At 68.4% G+C, this 16,056-nt stretch carries 16 protein-coding genes; 6 read left to right on the top strand and 10 right to left on the bottom strand.

What is annotated here, in order from left to right; translation table 11 throughout:
* The first annotated feature begins 56 nt into the window (after nt 1-56).
* The 4 genes from RCP80_RS05075 (at nt 57) to RCP80_RS05090 (ending at nt 4,075) form a co-directional block, all read left to right on the top strand.
* Nucleotides 57-884, top strand: a complete 828-nt coding sequence (locus RCP80_RS05075; protein ID WP_308481294.1) for an acyl-ACP desaturase — start codon at nt 57-59, stop codon at nt 882-884.
* Nucleotides 885-1,073: 189 nt separating this feature from the next.
* Nucleotides 1,074-2,417 (top strand): RNA 5'-3' helicase PhoH2, encoded by a 1,344-nt coding sequence (locus tag RCP80_RS05080; protein ID WP_308481295.1) that lies wholly within the window; start codon nt 1,074-1,076, stop codon nt 2,415-2,417.
* Between the two features lie 148 nt (nt 2,418-2,565).
* On the top strand, nt 2,566-3,693 hold the full coding sequence (locus RCP80_RS05085; RefSeq protein WP_308481296.1) for a cation:proton antiporter domain-containing protein: 1,128 nt from the start codon (nt 2,566-2,568) through the stop codon (nt 3,691-3,693).
* 31 nt (nt 3,694-3,724) lie between these two features.
* Nucleotides 3,725-4,075 (top strand): DUF732 domain-containing protein, encoded by a 351-nt coding sequence (locus tag RCP80_RS05090; protein WP_308481297.1) that lies wholly within the window; start codon nt 3,725-3,727, stop codon nt 4,073-4,075.
* Nucleotides 4,076-4,148: 73 nt separating this feature from the next.
* Here the strand turns inward: RCP80_RS05090 and RCP80_RS05095 are convergent, their stop codons facing one another.
* The 3 genes from RCP80_RS05095 to glpX all read right to left on the bottom strand — a co-directional run bounded on the left by RCP80_RS05095 (nt 4,149) and on the right by glpX (nt 7,976).
* Entirely contained in the window at nt 4,149-5,426 is a 1,278-nt protein-coding gene (locus RCP80_RS05095; RefSeq protein ID WP_308481298.1) for an MFS transporter, read from the bottom strand.
* 62 nt (nt 5,427-5,488) lie between these two features.
* Nucleotides 5,489-6,889, bottom strand: a complete 1,401-nt coding sequence (locus RCP80_RS05100; RefSeq protein ID WP_308481299.1) for a class II fumarate hydratase — start codon at nt 6,887-6,889, stop codon at nt 5,489-5,491.
* Between the two features lie 34 nt (nt 6,890-6,923).
* Complete coding sequence (gene glpX / locus RCP80_RS05105; protein ID WP_308481300.1) at nt 6,924-7,976, bottom strand: class II fructose-bisphosphatase; 1,053 nt, start codon at nt 7,974-7,976, stop codon at nt 6,924-6,926.
* A gap of 54 nt (nt 7,977-8,030) precedes the next feature.
* Here glpX and RCP80_RS05110 point away from each other — a divergent pair, with 54 nt between their 5' ends.
* The gene (locus tag RCP80_RS05110) at nt 8,031-8,732 is read left to right on the top strand and encodes a DUF4245 domain-containing protein (RefSeq protein WP_373693448.1); all 702 of its coding nucleotides are present in this window, start codon (nt 8,031-8,033) and stop codon (nt 8,730-8,732) included.
* A gap of 24 nt (nt 8,733-8,756) precedes the next feature.
* Nucleotides 8,757-9,557, top strand: a complete 801-nt coding sequence (locus RCP80_RS05115) for a dienelactone hydrolase family protein (RefSeq protein WP_308481301.1) — start codon at nt 8,757-8,759, stop codon at nt 9,555-9,557.
* On the opposite strand, the gene RCP80_RS05120 is transcribed toward RCP80_RS05115, so the two are convergent.
* From RCP80_RS05120 to RCP80_RS05150, 7 genes are all read right to left on the bottom strand, one after another.
* Entirely contained in the window at nt 9,535-10,740 is a 1,206-nt protein-coding gene (locus RCP80_RS05120) for an AI-2E family transporter (RefSeq protein WP_308481302.1), read from the bottom strand. The two genes, RCP80_RS05115 and RCP80_RS05120, sit on opposite strands and share 23 nt — an antisense overlap.
* A gap of 23 nt (nt 10,741-10,763) precedes the next feature.
* The gene (locus RCP80_RS05125) at nt 10,764-11,534 is read right to left on the bottom strand and encodes an SDR family NAD(P)-dependent oxidoreductase (RefSeq protein WP_308481303.1); all 771 of its coding nucleotides are present in this window, start codon (nt 11,532-11,534) and stop codon (nt 10,764-10,766) included.
* Nucleotides 11,531-12,586 carry an NAD-dependent epimerase/dehydratase family protein gene (locus RCP80_RS05130; protein WP_308481304.1) on the bottom strand — a complete coding sequence of 352 codons (1,056 nt, stop codon included), beginning with the start codon at nt 12,584-12,586 and terminating at the stop codon, nt 11,531-11,533. Before RCP80_RS05130 ends, RCP80_RS05125 begins: the two co-directional genes overlap by 4 nt.
* 271 nt (nt 12,587-12,857) lie before the next feature.
* Nucleotides 12,858-13,952 (bottom strand): 3-beta-hydroxysteroid dehydrogenase, encoded by a 1,095-nt coding sequence (locus RCP80_RS05135; RefSeq protein WP_308481305.1) that lies wholly within the window; start codon nt 13,950-13,952, stop codon nt 12,858-12,860.
* A 60-nt stretch (nt 13,953-14,012) separates the two neighbouring features.
* The gene (locus RCP80_RS05140) at nt 14,013-14,246 is read right to left on the bottom strand and encodes an exodeoxyribonuclease VII small subunit (protein WP_308481306.1); all 234 of its coding nucleotides are present in this window, start codon (nt 14,244-14,246) and stop codon (nt 14,013-14,015) included.
* Nucleotides 14,243-15,466: an exodeoxyribonuclease VII large subunit gene (xseA, locus tag RCP80_RS05145; RefSeq protein WP_308481307.1), complete on the bottom strand. Its 1,224-nt coding sequence runs from the start codon at nt 15,464-15,466 to the stop codon at nt 14,243-14,245. Before xseA ends, RCP80_RS05140 begins: the two co-directional genes overlap by 4 nt.
* On the bottom strand, nt 15,463-16,029 hold the full coding sequence (locus RCP80_RS05150) for a lipid droplet-associated protein (protein WP_308481308.1): 567 nt from the start codon (nt 16,027-16,029) through the stop codon (nt 15,463-15,465). The genes xseA and RCP80_RS05150 overlap by 4 nt, the downstream gene beginning before the upstream one ends.
* Nucleotides 16,030-16,056 lie beyond the last annotated feature (27 nt).

Here is a 16,056-nt window from a genome sequence, read left to right on the forward strand (position 1 = left end):
AAATGGGGTGGGGGGCGATTTCGAGAAACATGTGAACTCGGGTTACAGTTAGTTTTATGGCTGATTTTCCCATTGCCAATGCCTTGACTCTTGAGTTGGAGCCGGTGGTCGCAGAGAACCTGCAACGTCACCTGGATACCGCCGAAGAGTGGTTTGCGCACGACTACGTCCCCTTTGACCAGGGCGAGAACTTCGCGTTCCTGGGTGGACGCGACTGGGAGCCCTCGCAGCAGACGCTGCCGCAACCCGTCGTCGATGCCTGCGAGATCCTGCAGATCACCAAGGACAACCTCGCCGCCTACCATCGCGAACTCGTCGAACACTTCATCCTGGAGTGGAAGTGGGGTCGCTTCATCGGCCGCTGGACCGCCGAGGAGCATCTGCACGCGATCGTGCTGCGCAACTATCTGGTGGTCACCCGTAACTTCGACCCGACGGCCAACGAGGACGTCCGCGTCGAGCAGGTGGTGAAGGGCTACCGGGCCAACTCGTTCACGCAGATCGAGACCCTGGTGTTCATGGCGTTCTTCGAGAAGACCTTCGCGGTGTTCTGCCGGCGGCTGGCCGAGCAGATCGAGGAGCCGGTGCTGAAGTCCCTCATCGACCGGATCGCCCTGGACGAGGAGCGGCATGAGCTGTTCTTCGCGAACCTGGTGCGTTGGTGCGTGCGGTACGACGAGGCCGAGACGATCGCCGCGGTCGCACGCCGGGCCAAGGGCCTGCAGGTCCCGGGTGCCGAGATCGAGCCGTTCGGAGCCAAGGTGGCCAACGTGGCCGAGGCCGGCATCTTCGGTCCGGAGCAGTTGCAGCGGGTGATTTCCGACGAGATCACCGCGTTCGGACTGGCCGACCGCGACGAGCTCCGCGAGTTCATCTGCGCGTAACCGCGCCGCGGCGCGTCTGAGCCCCCCGAATGGCGTTGCGGGAGTAGCGTCATGGGCGATGGCTAGCGACATGCTCTGCTGTCCGGGCGGTATCTCCCGTAGCTACTACGGCAGGACCGGCCCCGGTCCTGATGCCGCTGCGCCCGCTGACAAATCCTCCGCGGGGCCGCGTAGGTCGAGGAGCGCCACGTGAGCGATTCATCGACGGCTCAGACAGAGCAGCCGGAAGCCGGGATTCGGACCTATGTCCTGGATACTTCGGTGCTGCTGTCGGACCCTTGGGCGGCCACCCGGTTCGCCGAGCATCAGGTAGTCGTCCCGCTCGTGGTGATCAGCGAGCTGGAGGCAAAGCGCCATCACCACGAGCTCGGCTGGTTCGCCCGCCAGGCATTGCGCATGTTCGATGATCTCCGACTGGAGCACGGGCGTCTTGATCTGCCCATTCCCGTTGGTACCCAAGGCGGTTCGCTGCATGTGGAGCTCAATCACAGCGATCCAAATGTGTTGCCGCCCGGTTTTCGCACCGACACCAACGACGCCCGCATCCTGACCTGTGCGGCCAACCTGGCCGCCGAGGGCAAGCGCGTGACCCTGGTGAGCAAGGACATCCCGCTCCGGGTCAAGGCCGGCGCGGTGGGCTTGGCCGCCGACGAGTACCGCGCCCAGGACGTCATCACCTCCGGCTGGACCGGGATGACCGAGCTCGAGGTGGCGGCCGAGGATGTCGACGCGCTGTTCGGCGACGGCGAACTCGATCTGGAGGCCGCGCGAGACCTGCCCTGCCACACCGGGATTCGGCTGCTCGGCGGCACCTCCCACGCACTGGGCCGGGTGAACGCCGAGAAGCGGGTGCAGCTGGTGCGGGGCGATCGCGAGGTGTTCGGGCTGCGTGGCCGCTCGGCCGAACAGCGGGTCGCGCTCGATCTGCTGCTGGACGAGTCCGTGGGCATCGTCTCGCTCGGCGGCAAGGCCGGCACCGGCAAGTCGGCACTGGCGCTGTGTGCGGGACTCGAGGCGGTGCTGGAGCGGCGCACCCAGCGCAAGGTCGTCGTCTTCCGGCCGCTCTACGCGGTCGGCGGGCAGGAGCTCGGATACCTGCCCGGCAGCGAGAGCGAGAAGATGGGCCCGTGGGCGCAGGCCGTCTTCGACACCCTGGAGGGGCTGGCGAGTCCGGCGGTTCTGGAGGAGGTGCTGGCCCGCGGCATGCTCGAGGTGCTGCCGTTGACCCACATCCGCGGCCGCTCGCTGCACGACTCGTTCGTCATCGTCGACGAGGCGCAGTCGCTGGAGCGCAACGTCCTGCTGACCGTGCTGTCCCGGCTCGGTTCGGGTTCGCGGGTGGTGCTCACGCACGATGTCGCCCAGCGCGACAACCTGCGCGTCGGCCGCCACGACGGCGTCGCGGCGGTCATCGAGAAGCTCAAGGGCCACCCGTTGTTTGCCCACATCACGCTGCTGCGCAGCGAACGCTCGCCGATTGCCGCGCTGGTGACCGAGATGCTCGAGGAGATCACCCCCGGCGCCCTGCCCTGAGGGATTTCGGCGTGTTCTGCCACGCCCACCGTGGCAGAACACGCCGAAATCGCAAGGATGGTGGCCATGCATTCGACCATTGCGATCGTTCTGACCGTCATGGTGCTCGGCTACGCGGTGATGTCCGCGGCGGTCAAGCGGCTGGTACGTGGCTCCGGCGCTGATCTTCATGGCGATCGGAATGCTGTTGGGCCCGTCCGGATCAGGGGTGCTGCCCGACAGCGACGACGCCGACACCTTCACGGTCCTGGCGCAGCTGGCGTTGACGGTCATCCTGTTCAACCAGGCCGCGGAACTGGTACACGGCGGCCTGCGGGGCCGCATCACCGGCCGGTTGTTGCTCATCGGTATCCCGCTGACCCTCATCCTCGGCACGGTCACCGCGCTGCTGCTGCTGCCGGTGCTGCCGGTGTGGGAGGCGGTCTGCCTGGCCGCGATCCTGGCACCCACCGAGGTCGCCCTGATCGAAGCGCTGATGGAGGATCGCCGGATTCCCGAACAGGTCCGGCACGCGTTGTCGGTGGAATCCGGCCTCTACGACGGGTTCGCACTGGCCACGCTGCTGGCCGCGATCGCGGTGGCCTCGGGCAGCGCGGCCGATCAGAACGCCACCGCCTGGCTGTTGTTCGCGGCGCGCACCGAACTGCTGTCGGTGGTGGTGGGCGTGGCCGTCGGACTGGTCGGGGCGTGGGTGATCGTGGGATCGGTGCGGCGCGCCTGGATGAGCAACACCTGGGCGCAGTTGGCGACCCTCGCGGTGGCCCTGCTGTGTTTCCAGCTGGGGGAGAGCGTGCACGCCAGCGGATTCGTCGCCGCGTTCGTCGGCGGCCTGGCCTACGCCGTGGTGTGCCGGCGCCGCGCGGCCACCATGCCCTCGCAGGTCACAGACGCCACCGCAAAGCTGCTGGAACTCATGGTCTTCGCGTTGTTCGGGGCCTACCTCGTGGTCGGCGGCTGGCGCGCTGCCGGCTGGCAGGTGGTGCTGTTCGCCGTGGTCGCGCTGGTGGCGGTCCGGATGGTGGCGGCGAGCCTCGCGCTGCTGCGCACCGACGTTCCGCTGCGCAGCCGGCTGTTCCTGGGCTGGTTCGGCCCGCGCGGGATCGGCACCCTGGTGCTGGCCATGATCGTGCTGAGCCGCGGCGAACTCGAGCACTCCGATCTGCTGGTCCAGGTCGCGGTGGTGGCGGTGACGATCAGCCTGGTGCTCAACAGCGTGACGGTGCCGTGCGGGATCCGGCTGGTATCGGTCGATCGTCTTGACCGGTCTCACACATAAGTGCGCTGACGGCGTAGTAGATTCAACGCCCATGAAGAAGTCAGTGGTCGCAATGGTGGTCGGCAGCGGTGCGGTGGCCGCGGCACTCGCGGTCGCGCCGGTGGCGCAGGCCGATCAGCTCGGTTACGTCATCAACGTCACGACGGGCCCCGGCTTCAACTTTCCGAACGCTCAGGCGGCGCTGGACTACGGCTACATGCTCTGCGGTCGGATCACCGCGGGCGACAGCTACCCGGCGATGGCCGAACAGATCAAACGGGATTTCGGTCCCGACGAGTACAAGGTGTCGTACCTGCTGAGCCAGTCGGCGCAGGAGCTGTGCCCGGCGCAGATCTGGCAGCTCCGCCAGTCCGTGGGGGACGGCTACCGACCCGCGCCCTGACCGCACCGTGAAGTGACGCTGCGGGCGGGCCATGTCGAGGGGGGCCCACCCGCAGTGTCACTTTCTTTGCCGCTCAACCGGTTTCACGACGGGCGATTCGCCACGGCCCGGGCAGGAATGCCGCCGACACCGCGGAGATGACGGACACGGCAATCAGGTAGGCGGCAATCGCGTTGCTGGTCCCGGTGGCGGTGTACAGCGCGACCGCGATGGTGGGGGCGAACGCCGAACCCGCCACCTGCGAAAGTGTGTAGCCCACCGAGACCGCGCTGTAGCGCACGTCGGCGTCGAAGACCAGGCTGAACAGTGAACCCGTGACGCCGGCCGCCGGCGCCATCGCCAAGCCGAACACCAGCACCAGCGCCAGCAGGAACAGCGCGGAGTCGCCGGTGTTGATCAGGGCGAACGTCGGCAACACCGCCGCACCCATCGCCACCACCCCGGCCAGGAACACCGGCTTGCGGCCGACCCGGTCGGAGAGCGCGCCGAACAACGGATAGACCAGCACCGCAACCACGCCCGCGACGAACACCCCGAACAGCGCCTCGGTGCGACCGATGCCCGCGACCGTCGTTCCGTAGGACACCAGGTAGGCCACGCAGATGTAGGCGAAGACGCCCTGCGACAGATAGGCGCCGGCCACCAGCAGGATCTGTCGCCAGTGCTTCCGGAACGCCTCGGCCACCGGAATCCGCACCGTCGCGGCCCGGGCCCGCACCGCGGCGAAGTCCGGACTCTCGGCCAGCGACAGCCGGATGACCACCCCGATGACGATCAACACCGCGCTGGCCAGGAACGGGAGCCGCCACCCCCACGACAGGAACTGCTCGTCGGGCAGTTGCGCGACGCCCAGAAACGCCAGGGTCGCCAGCGCTGTTCCGGCCGGTGCGCCCATCTGCGGGAACGCCCCGAAGAAGCCCTTGCGTGGCGCGGGTGCGTGTTCGACGGCCATAAGCGTGGCACCGCCCCATTCGCCGCCCACCGCGAAGCCCTGCAGCAGGCGCAGCAGCGTCAGCAGAATCGGCGCGGCCAGCCCGATCTGGGCGTGTGTCGGCAACAGGCCCATGCCGACGGTGGAGCCGCCCATCAACAGCAGCGAGTACACCAGCATCCGCTTGCGGCCGACGCGATCGCCGAAGTGGCCGAACACAATTCCGCCGAGCGGCCGCGCGACGAAGCCCACGCCAAAGGTCGCGAAGGACAGCAGGATCCCGATCGAGGGCTCAGCGTCGGGGAAGAACAACCGCGGGAACACCAACGCCGCCGCGGTGCCGTAGATCAGGAAGTCGTAGAACTCGACGGTCGTGCCGACGAAGCTCGCGATCGCGGCGCGCCACGGGGTGACTGTCATCGTCGTGGTGATTTCGGCGCGCTAACCAGCGCCGAGCGCCGGTTAGCGCGCCGAAATCACTGTCAGTCGCGGACCTTGGCCATGGCCAGCACGTCGAGGCGGCGGTCCAGCTCCTCCTCGGACAGCTTGTCGCCGATCAGCCCGCGGTCGATGACCGTCTGACGGATGGTCTTCTTCTCGGCCAGCGCCTGCTTGGCGACCTTGGCGGCCTCCTCGTAGCCGATCGCGGAGTTCAGCGGCGTCACGATCGACGGTGAGGACTCGGCCTGCTCACGCATGTGCTCCTCGTTGGCCACCAGGCCGTCGATGCACTTGGTGGCGAACAGCCGCGCCGTGTTCGCCAGCAGCGTGAAGGACTCCAGCACGTTGCGGGCCATCATCGGGATGTAGACGTTGAGCTCGAAGGCGCCGTTGCCGCCGCCCCAGGTGACCGCGGCGTCGTTGCCGATCACCTGCGCGGCGACCTGCGTGACGGCCTCCGGGATCACCGGGTTGACCTTGCCGGGCATGATCGAGCTGCCGGGCTGCAGATCCGGCAGGTGCAGCTCGCCCAGGCCGGTCAGCGGGCCCGAGCCCATCCAGCGGATGTCGTTGGCGATCTTGGTCAGCGAGACCGCGATGGTCTTCAGCGCGCCGGAGGCCTCGACCAGGCCGTCGCGGGCCGCCTGGGCCTCGAAAGAGTCCACCGCCGGCCGCAATTCGGTGACGCCGGTCTGCTGCACCAGCACCTCGACGACCTTGGGGCCGAACCCGTCGGGCGCGTTGAGCCCGGTGCCGACGGCGGTGCCGCCGATGGCCAATTCGCCCAGCCGCGGCAGGGTGGCCTGCACTCTTTCTATGCCGGCCTGGATCTGGCGGGCGTAGCCGCCGAACTCCTGGCCCAGGGTGACGGGCACGGCGTCCATCAGGTGGGTGCGGCCGGACTTCACCACGGTCCGCCACTGCTTGGCCTTGTCGTCCAGCGACTTGTGGAGCACCTCGAGGGCCGGGATCAGCTGCCGCACAGCGGCTTCGGTGGCCGCGACGTGGGTGGCGGTGGGGAAGGTGTCATTGGAGCTCTGCGACATGTTCACGTCGTCATTGGGGTGAACCGTGGTGCCGTTGGCGGCACAGATCGAGGCGATCACCTCGTTGGTGTTCATGTTCGAGCTGGTGCCCGAACCGGTCTGGAAGACGTCGATGGGGAACTGATCGTCGTGCTTGCCGTCGGCGATCTCGGCCGCCGCGGCGATGATCGCATCGGCCTTGGCCGCGTCGAGGAGGCCGAGGTCCTTGTTCACCTGCGCGCAGGCGCCCTTGAGTAGACCCAACGCCCGGATCTGGGTGCGCTCGAGGCCGCGACCGGAAATCGGGAAGTTCTCCACCGCGCGTTGCGTCTGCGCGCGCCAGAGGGCCTTGGCCGGCACCCGGACTTCGCCCATGGTGTCGTGTTCGATGCGGTAGTCGTCGGCGTTGTCGGCCATTAGCTTCCTGTTCGTTCAGATGCGATGGATGGGATTACGGCAGCGGGTAGGCGGCGGACTTGTCGCCGGTGAAGTTGATCGCGGAGTACTCGTTGAGTTTCGAGAGGCGATGGTAGGCCTCGATCATCCGGACGGTGCCGGACTTCGACCGCATGACGATCGACTGGGTGGTGCAGCCGCCGCCGAAGAAGCGGACGCCCTTGAGCAGGTCGCCGTCGGTGACGCCGGTGGCACAGAAGAAGACGTTCTCGCCGGCCACCAGGTCCTTGGTGCGTAGCACCCGGTCGAGGTCGTAGCCGCGGTCGATGGCGCGCTGGCGCTCGTCGTCGTCGGTGGGTGCCAGGGTGGCTTGGATCTCGCCGCCCATGCAGCGGATGGCCGCGGCGGCGATGATGCCCTCCGGGGTGCCGCCGATGCCCACCAGCAGGTCGGTGCCGGACTCGGGCCGACACGCCGAGATGGCGCCGGCGACGTCGCCGTCGGAGATCAGCCGGATGCGGGCGCCGGCCTCGCGCACGTCGGCGATCAGCTTCGCGTGGCGGGGCCGGTCCAGGATGCACACCGTGACGTCGGAGACCGAGGCCTTGCGGACCTTGGCGATGCGTTGGATGTTGGCCGCGATGGGGGAGGTGATGTCGATGAAGTCCGCGACGTCGGGCCCACCGGCGATCTTGTTCATGTAGAACACCGCCGAGGGATCGAACATCGCGCCGCGCTCGGCGACCGCGAGCACCGAGATGGCGTTCGGCATGCCCTTGCTCATCAGGGTGGTGCCGTCGACGGGATCGACCGCGAAGTCGCAGTCGGGGCCGTCGCCGTTGCCGACGTCCTCGCCGTTGTAGAGCATCGGGGCGTTGTCCTTCTCGCCCTCGCCGATGACGACGACGCCGCGCATCGAGACCGAGTTCACCAGCTCGCGCATGGCGTCGACGGCAGCCCCGTCGCCGCCCTCCTTGTCGCCGCGGCCCACCCAACGGCCCGCGGCCATCGCCCCGGCCTCGGTGACCCGGACCAACTCCAGCGCAAGGTTGCGGTCGGGGGCCTCGCGGCGCTTGGTGGGGGCAGGCTGTGCGGGACCGTCAGTCATGCCCGTGATTGTCCCAGAAGCGGATCATTAGTCGGGAGCTGGGATACTGGAGCGGTGAGCACCCCAGGACCGGAATCAGGCGCGGCCGCCGATTCGGCGGCCCCGCAGCCGTCCGGGACCCCCGGAACAGCGATTCCGCATCCGAAGCCGGCCAAGCCGCGGCTGCTGCAGGACGGCCGGGACATGTTCTGGTCCATGGCCCCACTGATCATCGGCTGCATCCTGCTGGCCGGGCTGGTGGGGATGTGTTCGTTCCAGCCCAGCGGGCCGACGCAGGGCGCCGTCCCCAGCTACGACGCCGCCGGCGCCCTGCAGTCCGACGCCGAGACGCTGGGGTTCCCCATCCGGCATCCCGCGGTCCCCGACGACTGGCAGTCCAACTCCGGGCGACGCGCCGGTCTGGACGCCGCCCGCACCGATCCCGACACCGGCCAACTGGTCCGGGCGCTGGTCTCCACGGTCGGCTACATCACCGGTTCCGGCATGTACATGAGCCTGACCCAGAGCAACGCCGACGAGGCCAACTTGGTGCGCTCCATCCAGCCCGACCTGGTCCCCACGGGGGCCGCGGAGGTCAACGGCGTGGCCTGGGTGGTCTACGAGGGCGGTGAGCGCGGCGAGCCGGTGTGGACGACGCGGCTGTCGGCTCCCCAGGGCCAGACCCAGGTGGCCATCACCGGCGCCGGCAGTGTTGACGAGTTCCGTACGCTGGCCACGGCGACACAAACCCAGGCACCGCTGGCCCCGCGAGCCTGACAGGCAGCGCAGAGAAGGAGCATCGTGACCACAGCGCCGGAAGCCGACCTCAGCGGTTGGACTTGCGAGTCCTTCACCGGCGGCGGGTTCACCTACGACGTGTACCGCAAGGGCGAGGGTCCCGGCGTGGTGCTGATTCCGGAGATGCCGGGGCTGCATCCGGGCGTGCTGGCGCTCGGAAACCATCTGGTGGAGCACGGCTTCACCGTCGCCTCGCCGTCGCTGTACGGCACCCCGGGCGCGCCCGTCGGACCGGGAGCGGCGGTCCCGCTGCTGCGCGGTTGTATCGCCAAGGAGTTCGCGGCGTTCGCCACCAACAAGAAGCGTCCGATCACCGACTTCCTGCGCGCGCTGGCCCGGGACCTCAACGAGAAGACCCCGGGCCCCGGGGTGGGGGTCATCGGTCAATGCTTCTCCGGCGGCTTCGCGCTGGCCGCCGCCGTCGACGACGCGGTGCTGGCGCCGGTGCTCAGTCAGCCGTCGCTGCCGTTGCCGCTGACGCCGAAGCAGCGCCGCGACCCCGGACTCTCCGAGGACGAGTTGCGCATCGTCGAGAAGCGGGCCGCCGACGGCGGGTTGTGCGCACTCGGTCTGCGCTTCAGCGAAGACCCGTTGTCACCGGGGGCACGGTTCCAGACGCTCAAGGCGCGCCTCGGGGATGCCTTCGAGGTCATCGAGATCAACTCGGCCTCGGGCAATCCGGCGGGGCTGGGCCGGATGGCGCACTCGGTGCTCACCGATCAGGTGCGGGAACGCGACGGTCATCCCGCCTACGAGGCGCGCAAGCGCGTGGTGGAGTTCCTCAAGAGTCGGCTGGTGCACTAGCCGGCTGCGGTGTCTTCGGCGGCACCGCCTGTGGGGTCGACGGGGTGCGACCGAACGGCCACCAACGTTTCCAGAACGGCGGCTTGTCGTCGTCGTCGTCCTCGTCGGGGTCCGGTTGGTCCAGCGGGGTGCCCTTGTAGACGGCCAGGTACACGCTGATGGTGGTGACGATGACGATCATCAACACCGGGCCCAGCACGATGCCGACGAAGCCGAACATCTTCAGCCCGGCGAACACCGCCAGCAGCATCAGGGCGGGATGCAGATGCGCGCTCTTGGGTACCAGGAACGGCCGCAACACATTGTCGATGTTGGTCACCACCACCAGGTGGAACACGATGATGAAGATGCCGCCGATGACATTGCCGAACATCGCCAGCACGATGCCCAGCGGGATCGTCACGATGCCGGCGCCGAGCGGGATGAACGACAACGCGGTGAGGAAGATGACGAACATGAAGAAGCCGTCGTGCAGGCCGGCGAGGTAGATCGACGCGGCGGCCGCCACACCCTGGCAGACCGCGATGATGAACTGACCGCGGACCGTCGCGGTGACCATCGCGCCGACCTTGGCCAGGTAGATGTCCGAGACGTCCCGGCTGAGCGGATTGAGGTCCCGGAACAGCGTGAGGACCTTCTCGCCGTTGGTGAGCAGAGCCAGGAACACGTAGAGAAAGATGATCGCCGAGGTCAAGACCATGGCGATGCTGCCGACGGATTCGCGGGCCAGGTGCAGGGCCATCTCGCCGACGTTCTGACCCACCCGGCTGATCGCGGACTGCACCGATTCGGGGGTGAGTTCGATGTTCATGAACGGCACCTTGGCCAGCAGTTCGTTCGCCGTCGCAAGGAGACGCCGGCCGAGTTCGGTGAGGTCGGTGTTGGCCATCCAGTGGCTGATGCTGTCGACCATCTGACTGATCTGGACCACGGCGAGGAACACGATGCCGCTCAGCGGTGCGGCCACGATCGCGATCGCGGCGAACAGGGTGGCGGTGGCCGACAGGCCGACGCTGAACCGGGCCCGCAGGCGGCGGTAGATCGGCCGGAACAGGTAGGCCAGCACCGCGGCCATCGCGATCAGTACCAGGTAGCTGCGCAGGAAGTACGCGCCGAACGCGAGGGCGACGACCGTCAGCACGGCCAGGACGCGCTTCTGCGTCGGCGTGAACTCGTTGAGCATCGGCCAATCCTAGGCGGAAATCCCTACTGTGCAGCCAGCTTTGCGAGGTGGGCGGCGATGTCGGGGTAGCGCTTGAGGTGTGCACCGCCGTTGATGTCGAGCACCTCACCGGTGATCCAGGAGGCCTTGGGCGACACCAGATACGCGACCGCGTCGGCGATGTCCTGTGGCGTTCCGGTGCGGCCCAGTGCGGTGTTCTCGGTGTATTCCTCGACGACGCCGGGAACCAGCGCCGCGCCCTCGGTCAACGGTGTGGGCACGAAGCCGGGGGAGACGGCGTTGACCCGGATGCCGCGCGGCCCGAGTTCCAGGGCGGCCACCTCGGTGAGCATCGCCAGGCCGGCCTTGGCCGCACAGTAGGCGCTCATGCCGATGCCGGGTTGGCGGGCATTGAGCGAGGCCAGCGACACGATGGCGCCACCCGCGCTCAGCGTCGCCGCCGCGTGCTTGATGACGATGAAGGCGCCGGTCAGGCAGACGTCGACGACCTCGCGGAACTGCTCGACGGGCAGGTCGGTGATGGGCCCGAAACCGGAGAACCCCGCGCAGTTGACCACCACGTCGGGCGCGGCGGTGGTGGCGAACAGGTGCTGCACCGTCTGCTCGTCGGTCACCTCGACGGCGACGGCCGTGTGCGGTGCACCCAGTTCGGTCGCCCGGGCGCGAGCGCCGTCGAGATTGCGGTCGGCCAGCGTGACGAGGTAACCCTCGGCGGCCAACGTCTGCGCGGTGGCCCAACCGATTCCGGATGCGGCGCCGATGATCACCGCGTGGCGGCTAAGAGGGTCGGTCATGGGCGGTCCGGGCTCGGGTCGCCCCATTTGGCCGCGATCGCGCCCCACGGGTCGGCATACGGCTTGGTGGCGCGCCAGTAGGGGGCCCGGCGTTTGAGGAAGGCGTGCGCCGGCGGGGCGGCCAGGCGCAGCAACGCGCGTTTCCAGCCGGTCTTCTCCGCCGTTTCGATCAGCAGGTCGGGCCACGAATAGTGTTGGAAGCCAAGGACTTCCTGTGACCGGCTGGTGTCCATCCAGTCGGTGGCGAACCAGTCGGTGTCGCTGTCGGGGTTGCCCTTCAGCCCGGTGGGCAGGCCGCCGACGAAGCCCATGGCCGCGGCGACCGCCGAACCCACATCGCCTTGCAGCAGTCGGTGCGACTCGTCGCCGCCGATCAGCAGGGTCTCGCCGACGGCCGGCGCGGTGGTGGCCGCCGCGAACGCGCGCGCGACGTCGCGCACGTCGACGGTGTTGAGGCGGTTGTCGATCGGCAGTAGCCCCTCGAAGTACAGGTTGTCGAAGTTCATCATCCCGGCCACCTCGGTGGTCATCACGCCGCCGAGGCGCAGGATCACCCACTCCAAGTCGGAGTCGCGCACCAGTTGCTCGGACGCCCACTTGTGCGCGCCATAGAGGTCCGACGGGTTCGCCGGGGTGTCGGCGCTCAGCAAGTCGGTGATCTTGTGCGGGTTGCGGGCGCCGTAGACCGCGATGCTGGAGGCCTGCACGAACCGCGGGGGTGTGGGCTGCTGGGCGGCCGCTTTCAGCAGGTGGCCGGTCGCCTCGACGTTGACCCGGCGAGCCAGTTCCCGACGGGTGTAGATCAGCGGCGGGATGATCGCGGCCAGATGGATGATGGCCGCGGGCGCGACGGCGGTGACGAGGTTGTCGACGGCGCCGGCATCGGTGAGGTCGGCGTAGCGCACCTCGACACCCGGCGGCAGCGTAGCGGCCGCCTCACGGTTGGCCGCGAGGTCCAGATCGCTGGCGACGACGCGGCGCCCGTCGGCCGCCAGTTGCTTTACGGTCGCCGATCCGACCAGGCCGAACGCCCCCGTGACAAGTACCGTCATGTGTCTCCCCGTTAGCTGACATAGAACACGTTCTAGGAATCATTGCCTACCGGTCAGGTCTGCGCCAGGGGTGGTGCTTCGGGGCGGGCCGTTGCGCCCCTCGGAAACCGATATGGCTCAGGGCAGCTGGGCGGCCGTGACTGTGCCGGTACCCAATTGCCCACCTCCGCGCGACACCGAGCGTCAGCGGGTGTGGCACGGCACCGCCCGCGGTGCGGGTTGTCGCGCGGAGGTGGGCAATTCAATGTGCCTCAGGCAGGCGCTGACGTCACTAGCGGGCGGCGGTGACGGCCGGCGCGTCCTGTGCGGCCTTCATGCGCTCGAACATCTCGACGTAGTACGGCAGGCATTCCGGCAGCGCCTGGGCGGTGGTGAACAGCGGCTGATAGCCGAGTTCGCGGCGGGCCTTGTCGATGGAGAAGTAGTTGTCCAGGTAAAGGCGTTCCACCGCAAGGGGTTCCAGCATCGGTGCGGGCAGCCCGAACTTGAAGTGCAGCCGCTGCCACCCCGTCATCACCGCGCGCACCAGCCGGCCCGCGATGCGGAACTTCGGCCAGTGCTGCCCGCACGCCTCGACCACCGGGCGGGCGAACTCGAACATGTTGATCGGTTCACCGTCGTTGATGAAGTAGGCCTGTCCGGGCGCGGTCCCGCCGGGCACCAGGTGTTCGGCGGCGAGGATGAATCCGTGAATCAGGTTGTCCACGTAGGAGTTGTCCAACTTGGCGTGCTTGCTGCCGATCAGCACCTTGGCGTGACCGGCCAGCACGCTCTCGAACACCTTGCGAAACATCGTCTGATCGCCGCGGCCCCAGATGCCGCTGGGTCGGATGGAGCAGGTCAGCGTTCCCTCGACCCCGTTCTGGCCCAGCACATAACGCTCGGCGACCACCTTGGTCTCGGTGTACAGATCGTTGAATCGTTCGGTGTAGGCCAGGGTTTCGTCGCCGCCGGAGATCCTCTGGCCGCCCATCACCACGCTGTTGGAGGCGGTGTAGACGAACCGCTGGACGCCCGCGGCGCGCGCGGCGTGCAGCAGGTTCTTGGTGCCGTCGACGTTGACCGAGTAGCTGCGCTGCCGGTACTCCTCGGTGACCGAGGCCCCGCCCAGCAGGTCGATGATCGCGGCGGTGTGCAAGATCGTGTCGATGCCGTCGACCACCCGGGCGATGTCGTCGGCGTTGGTGATGTCGCCGACGACGGTTTCCAGCCGTTCGTGCTCGGGTAGCGGGGAGGCGACGCGGTCGAAGGACCGGACGGTCAGGCCGCGGTCCAAGAGAGCGGTCACCAGGTTGGCACCGAGGAACCCGGAACCGCCGGTGACCAGGACGCGGCCGAGGTCGGTGGTCAGTGCAGCATCACCCATGAGGGCAAAGCGTAACTGAAACGTGTTCCAGTTACGACCCCCTCCGGCAAATTCGGCCGGCTAATCCTGCTCGGATTCGTCTGCGGCGGACAAGGCGGTCTCCACCCGCTGGCGGGCGCCAGCTAAGTGTTCTTCACATCGTTTGGCCAGCGCTTCACCTCTTTCCCAAAGCTTCAGCGACTCATCGAGGTCGAGTCCGCCCTGCTCCAGGGTGTGCACGACGGCTACCAGTTCGTCGCGGCACTGTTCGTACCCGAGCTCACTAGGAGCTCTAGTCTGTTCGTTCTCGGTCACTGCGAACCTCCCTGACTCACGGCCGTCACGGCGCCGTCGGCGACCCGGATGCGTAGCTCGGTGCCCGCGGGCGCGTCGGCGACCGTGCGCAGTACCCGCGGGCCGGCCTGCACCACCGCGTAGCCGCGCGCCAGCGTCGCGGCGGGCCCCAGCGTGGACAGTCGAGCGCGCAGATGGCCGACCCGGTCGGACTCGCCGGAAATCAGCCGGGTGACGTCGCGGCGGACCGCGGCACGCGCCCGCTGCACCTCGTCGGCGCGGGCGCTGAGCATCCGCAGCGGGTCGGCCAGCACCGGCCGGCTGCGTAGCTGCGCGAGGTGGCGTTCCTCCCGGCCCACCCAGTTGCGCAGCGCGCGGGCGCAGCGGCGGCGCAGGTCGTCGACGCGGGCCTGCTCGGCGGCGGTGTCGGGCACGATGCGCTTGGCCGCGTCGGTGGGGGTGGCCGCCCGCAGGTCGGCGACCAGGTCGCACAGCGGATTGTCGGGTTCGTGACCGACGGCGCTGACCACCGGGGTGGTGCAGGCCGCGATCGCGCGGCACAGCGTCTCGTCGGAGAACGGCAGTAGGTCTTCTACGCTGCCACCGCCGCGGGCCAGCACGATGACGTCGACATCCGGGTCGCGGTCGAGTTCGCGCAGTGCCTCCACGATCTGGGCCACCGCGTTGGGGCCCTGCACCGCGGTGTTGCGGATCGCGAACCGCACGGCCGGCCACCGCGTCGTTGCCACCGCCGTCACATCGCGCTCGGCGGCGCTGGCGCGGCCGGTGATCAAGCCGATGGTGTTGGGCAGGAACGGCAGCGGCCGCTTGAGCCGCGGATCGAACAATCCCTCGGCCTCCAGCAGCCGCCGCAGACGCTCGATGCGGGCCAGCAGTTCACCGATGCCGACCGCGCGGATCTCCTGGACCCGCAGCGAGAAGGTGCCGCGACCGGTGTAGAAGTTGGGCTTACCGAGCACCAGCACCTGCGCGCCCTCGGTCAGCTGCACCGGGGCGTTGAGGACCAGGTCGCGGGGGCAGGTCAGGGTCAGCGACATGTCCGCGGCCGGATCGCGCAGCACCATGAACACCGTCGCCGAACCCGACCGGGCGTTCAACTGCGCAATCTGGCCCTCGACCCAGACCATGCCGAGCTTGTCGATCCAGCCCGCGACGCGCACCGCGACGGCCCGGACCGGGTACGGGTTCTCCGGTGACTGACCCTGCGCCGGATCGCTCACTTGGCGCTGGCGCGCGTGATTCTGTTGGCCAGCAGGGTCTGGAACGGGGCGCGCGCCTTGGTGTTCTCCTCGTGGGCCAGCAACTCGGTGAGCTCGTCGACCGACAGCGACTGCAGCCGGGCGCGCAACTGCGCCAGCGTCAGCGACCCGTAGTCGATGCGCGTGGCCACCTCCGGCTCGCCGACCTCGGCGTCGTTGTCGCTCTGGCCGTTCGTGGACACGGCCTCACCGACGTCGTCGGTGGAGTACAGCGCGAACCGCCCCTCGGTCATGCGCTCGCCGGACTCTGCCGGAGAACCCGTCTCGGCGGAGTCCGCCGCATCCTCGTCGAACGTCGCCCATTCCGGCTGTTCATCCTTGGGCGGAAACAACGTCTCCAGCGTGGCGTCGCCCTTGTTCACCAGGTCAGCGATGTCCTGCTGCATCTTCATGACGAGCTGGGCCAGTTGGCTCGCCACGCTCATGGGGGACATCAGGATGGTCTGCGGCAACTTGCGGGTCTCCTCGACGGCGGTTGCCGCCACCCCAACGAGCAACCGGACGCCATACGGTGCACTAGACATGGGTGCCAGACTACTTCCGCTTCTTCG

Source organism: Mycolicibacterium sp. MU0053 (genome assembly GCF_963378095.1).
GTDB lineage: Bacteria > Actinomycetota > Actinomycetes > Mycobacteriales > Mycobacteriaceae > Mycobacterium > Mycobacterium burgundiense.

Bases quoted from the DNA above. Each gene is read 5' to 3' on its own strand.
- RCP80_RS05075 (WP_308481294.1), top strand. From the start codon at position 57: ATGGCTGATTTTCCCATTGCCAATGCCTTGACTCTTGAGTTGGAGCCG.
- RCP80_RS05090 (WP_308481297.1), top strand. From the start codon at position 3,725: ATGAAGAAGTCAGTGGTCGCAATGGTGGTCGGCAGCGGTGCGGTGGCC.
- RCP80_RS05095 (WP_308481298.1), bottom strand. From the start codon at position 5,426: ATGACAGTCACCCCGTGGCGCGCCGCGATCGCGAGCTTCGTCGGCACG.
- RCP80_RS05100 (WP_308481299.1), bottom strand. From the start codon at position 6,889: ATGGCCGACAACGCCGACGACTACCGCATCGAACACGACACCATGGGC.
- glpX (WP_308481300.1), bottom strand. From the start codon at position 7,976: ATGACTGACGGTCCCGCACAGCCTGCCCCCACCAAGCGCCGCGAGGCC.
- RCP80_RS05120 (WP_308481302.1), bottom strand. From the start codon at position 10,740: ATGCTCAACGAGTTCACGCCGACGCAGAAGCGCGTCCTGGCCGTGCTG.
- RCP80_RS05125 (WP_308481303.1), bottom strand. From the start codon at position 11,534: ATGACCGACCCTCTTAGCCGCCACGCGGTGATCATCGGCGCCGCATCC.
- RCP80_RS05130 (WP_308481304.1), bottom strand. From the start codon at position 12,586: ATGACGGTACTTGTCACGGGGGCGTTCGGCCTGGTCGGATCGGCGACC.
- RCP80_RS05135 (WP_308481305.1), bottom strand. From the start codon at position 13,952: ATGGGTGATGCTGCACTGACCACCGACCTCGGCCGCGTCCTGGTCACC.
- RCP80_RS05150 (WP_308481308.1), bottom strand. From the start codon at position 16,029: ATGTCTAGTGCACCGTATGGCGTCCGGTTGCTCGTTGGGGTGGCGGCA.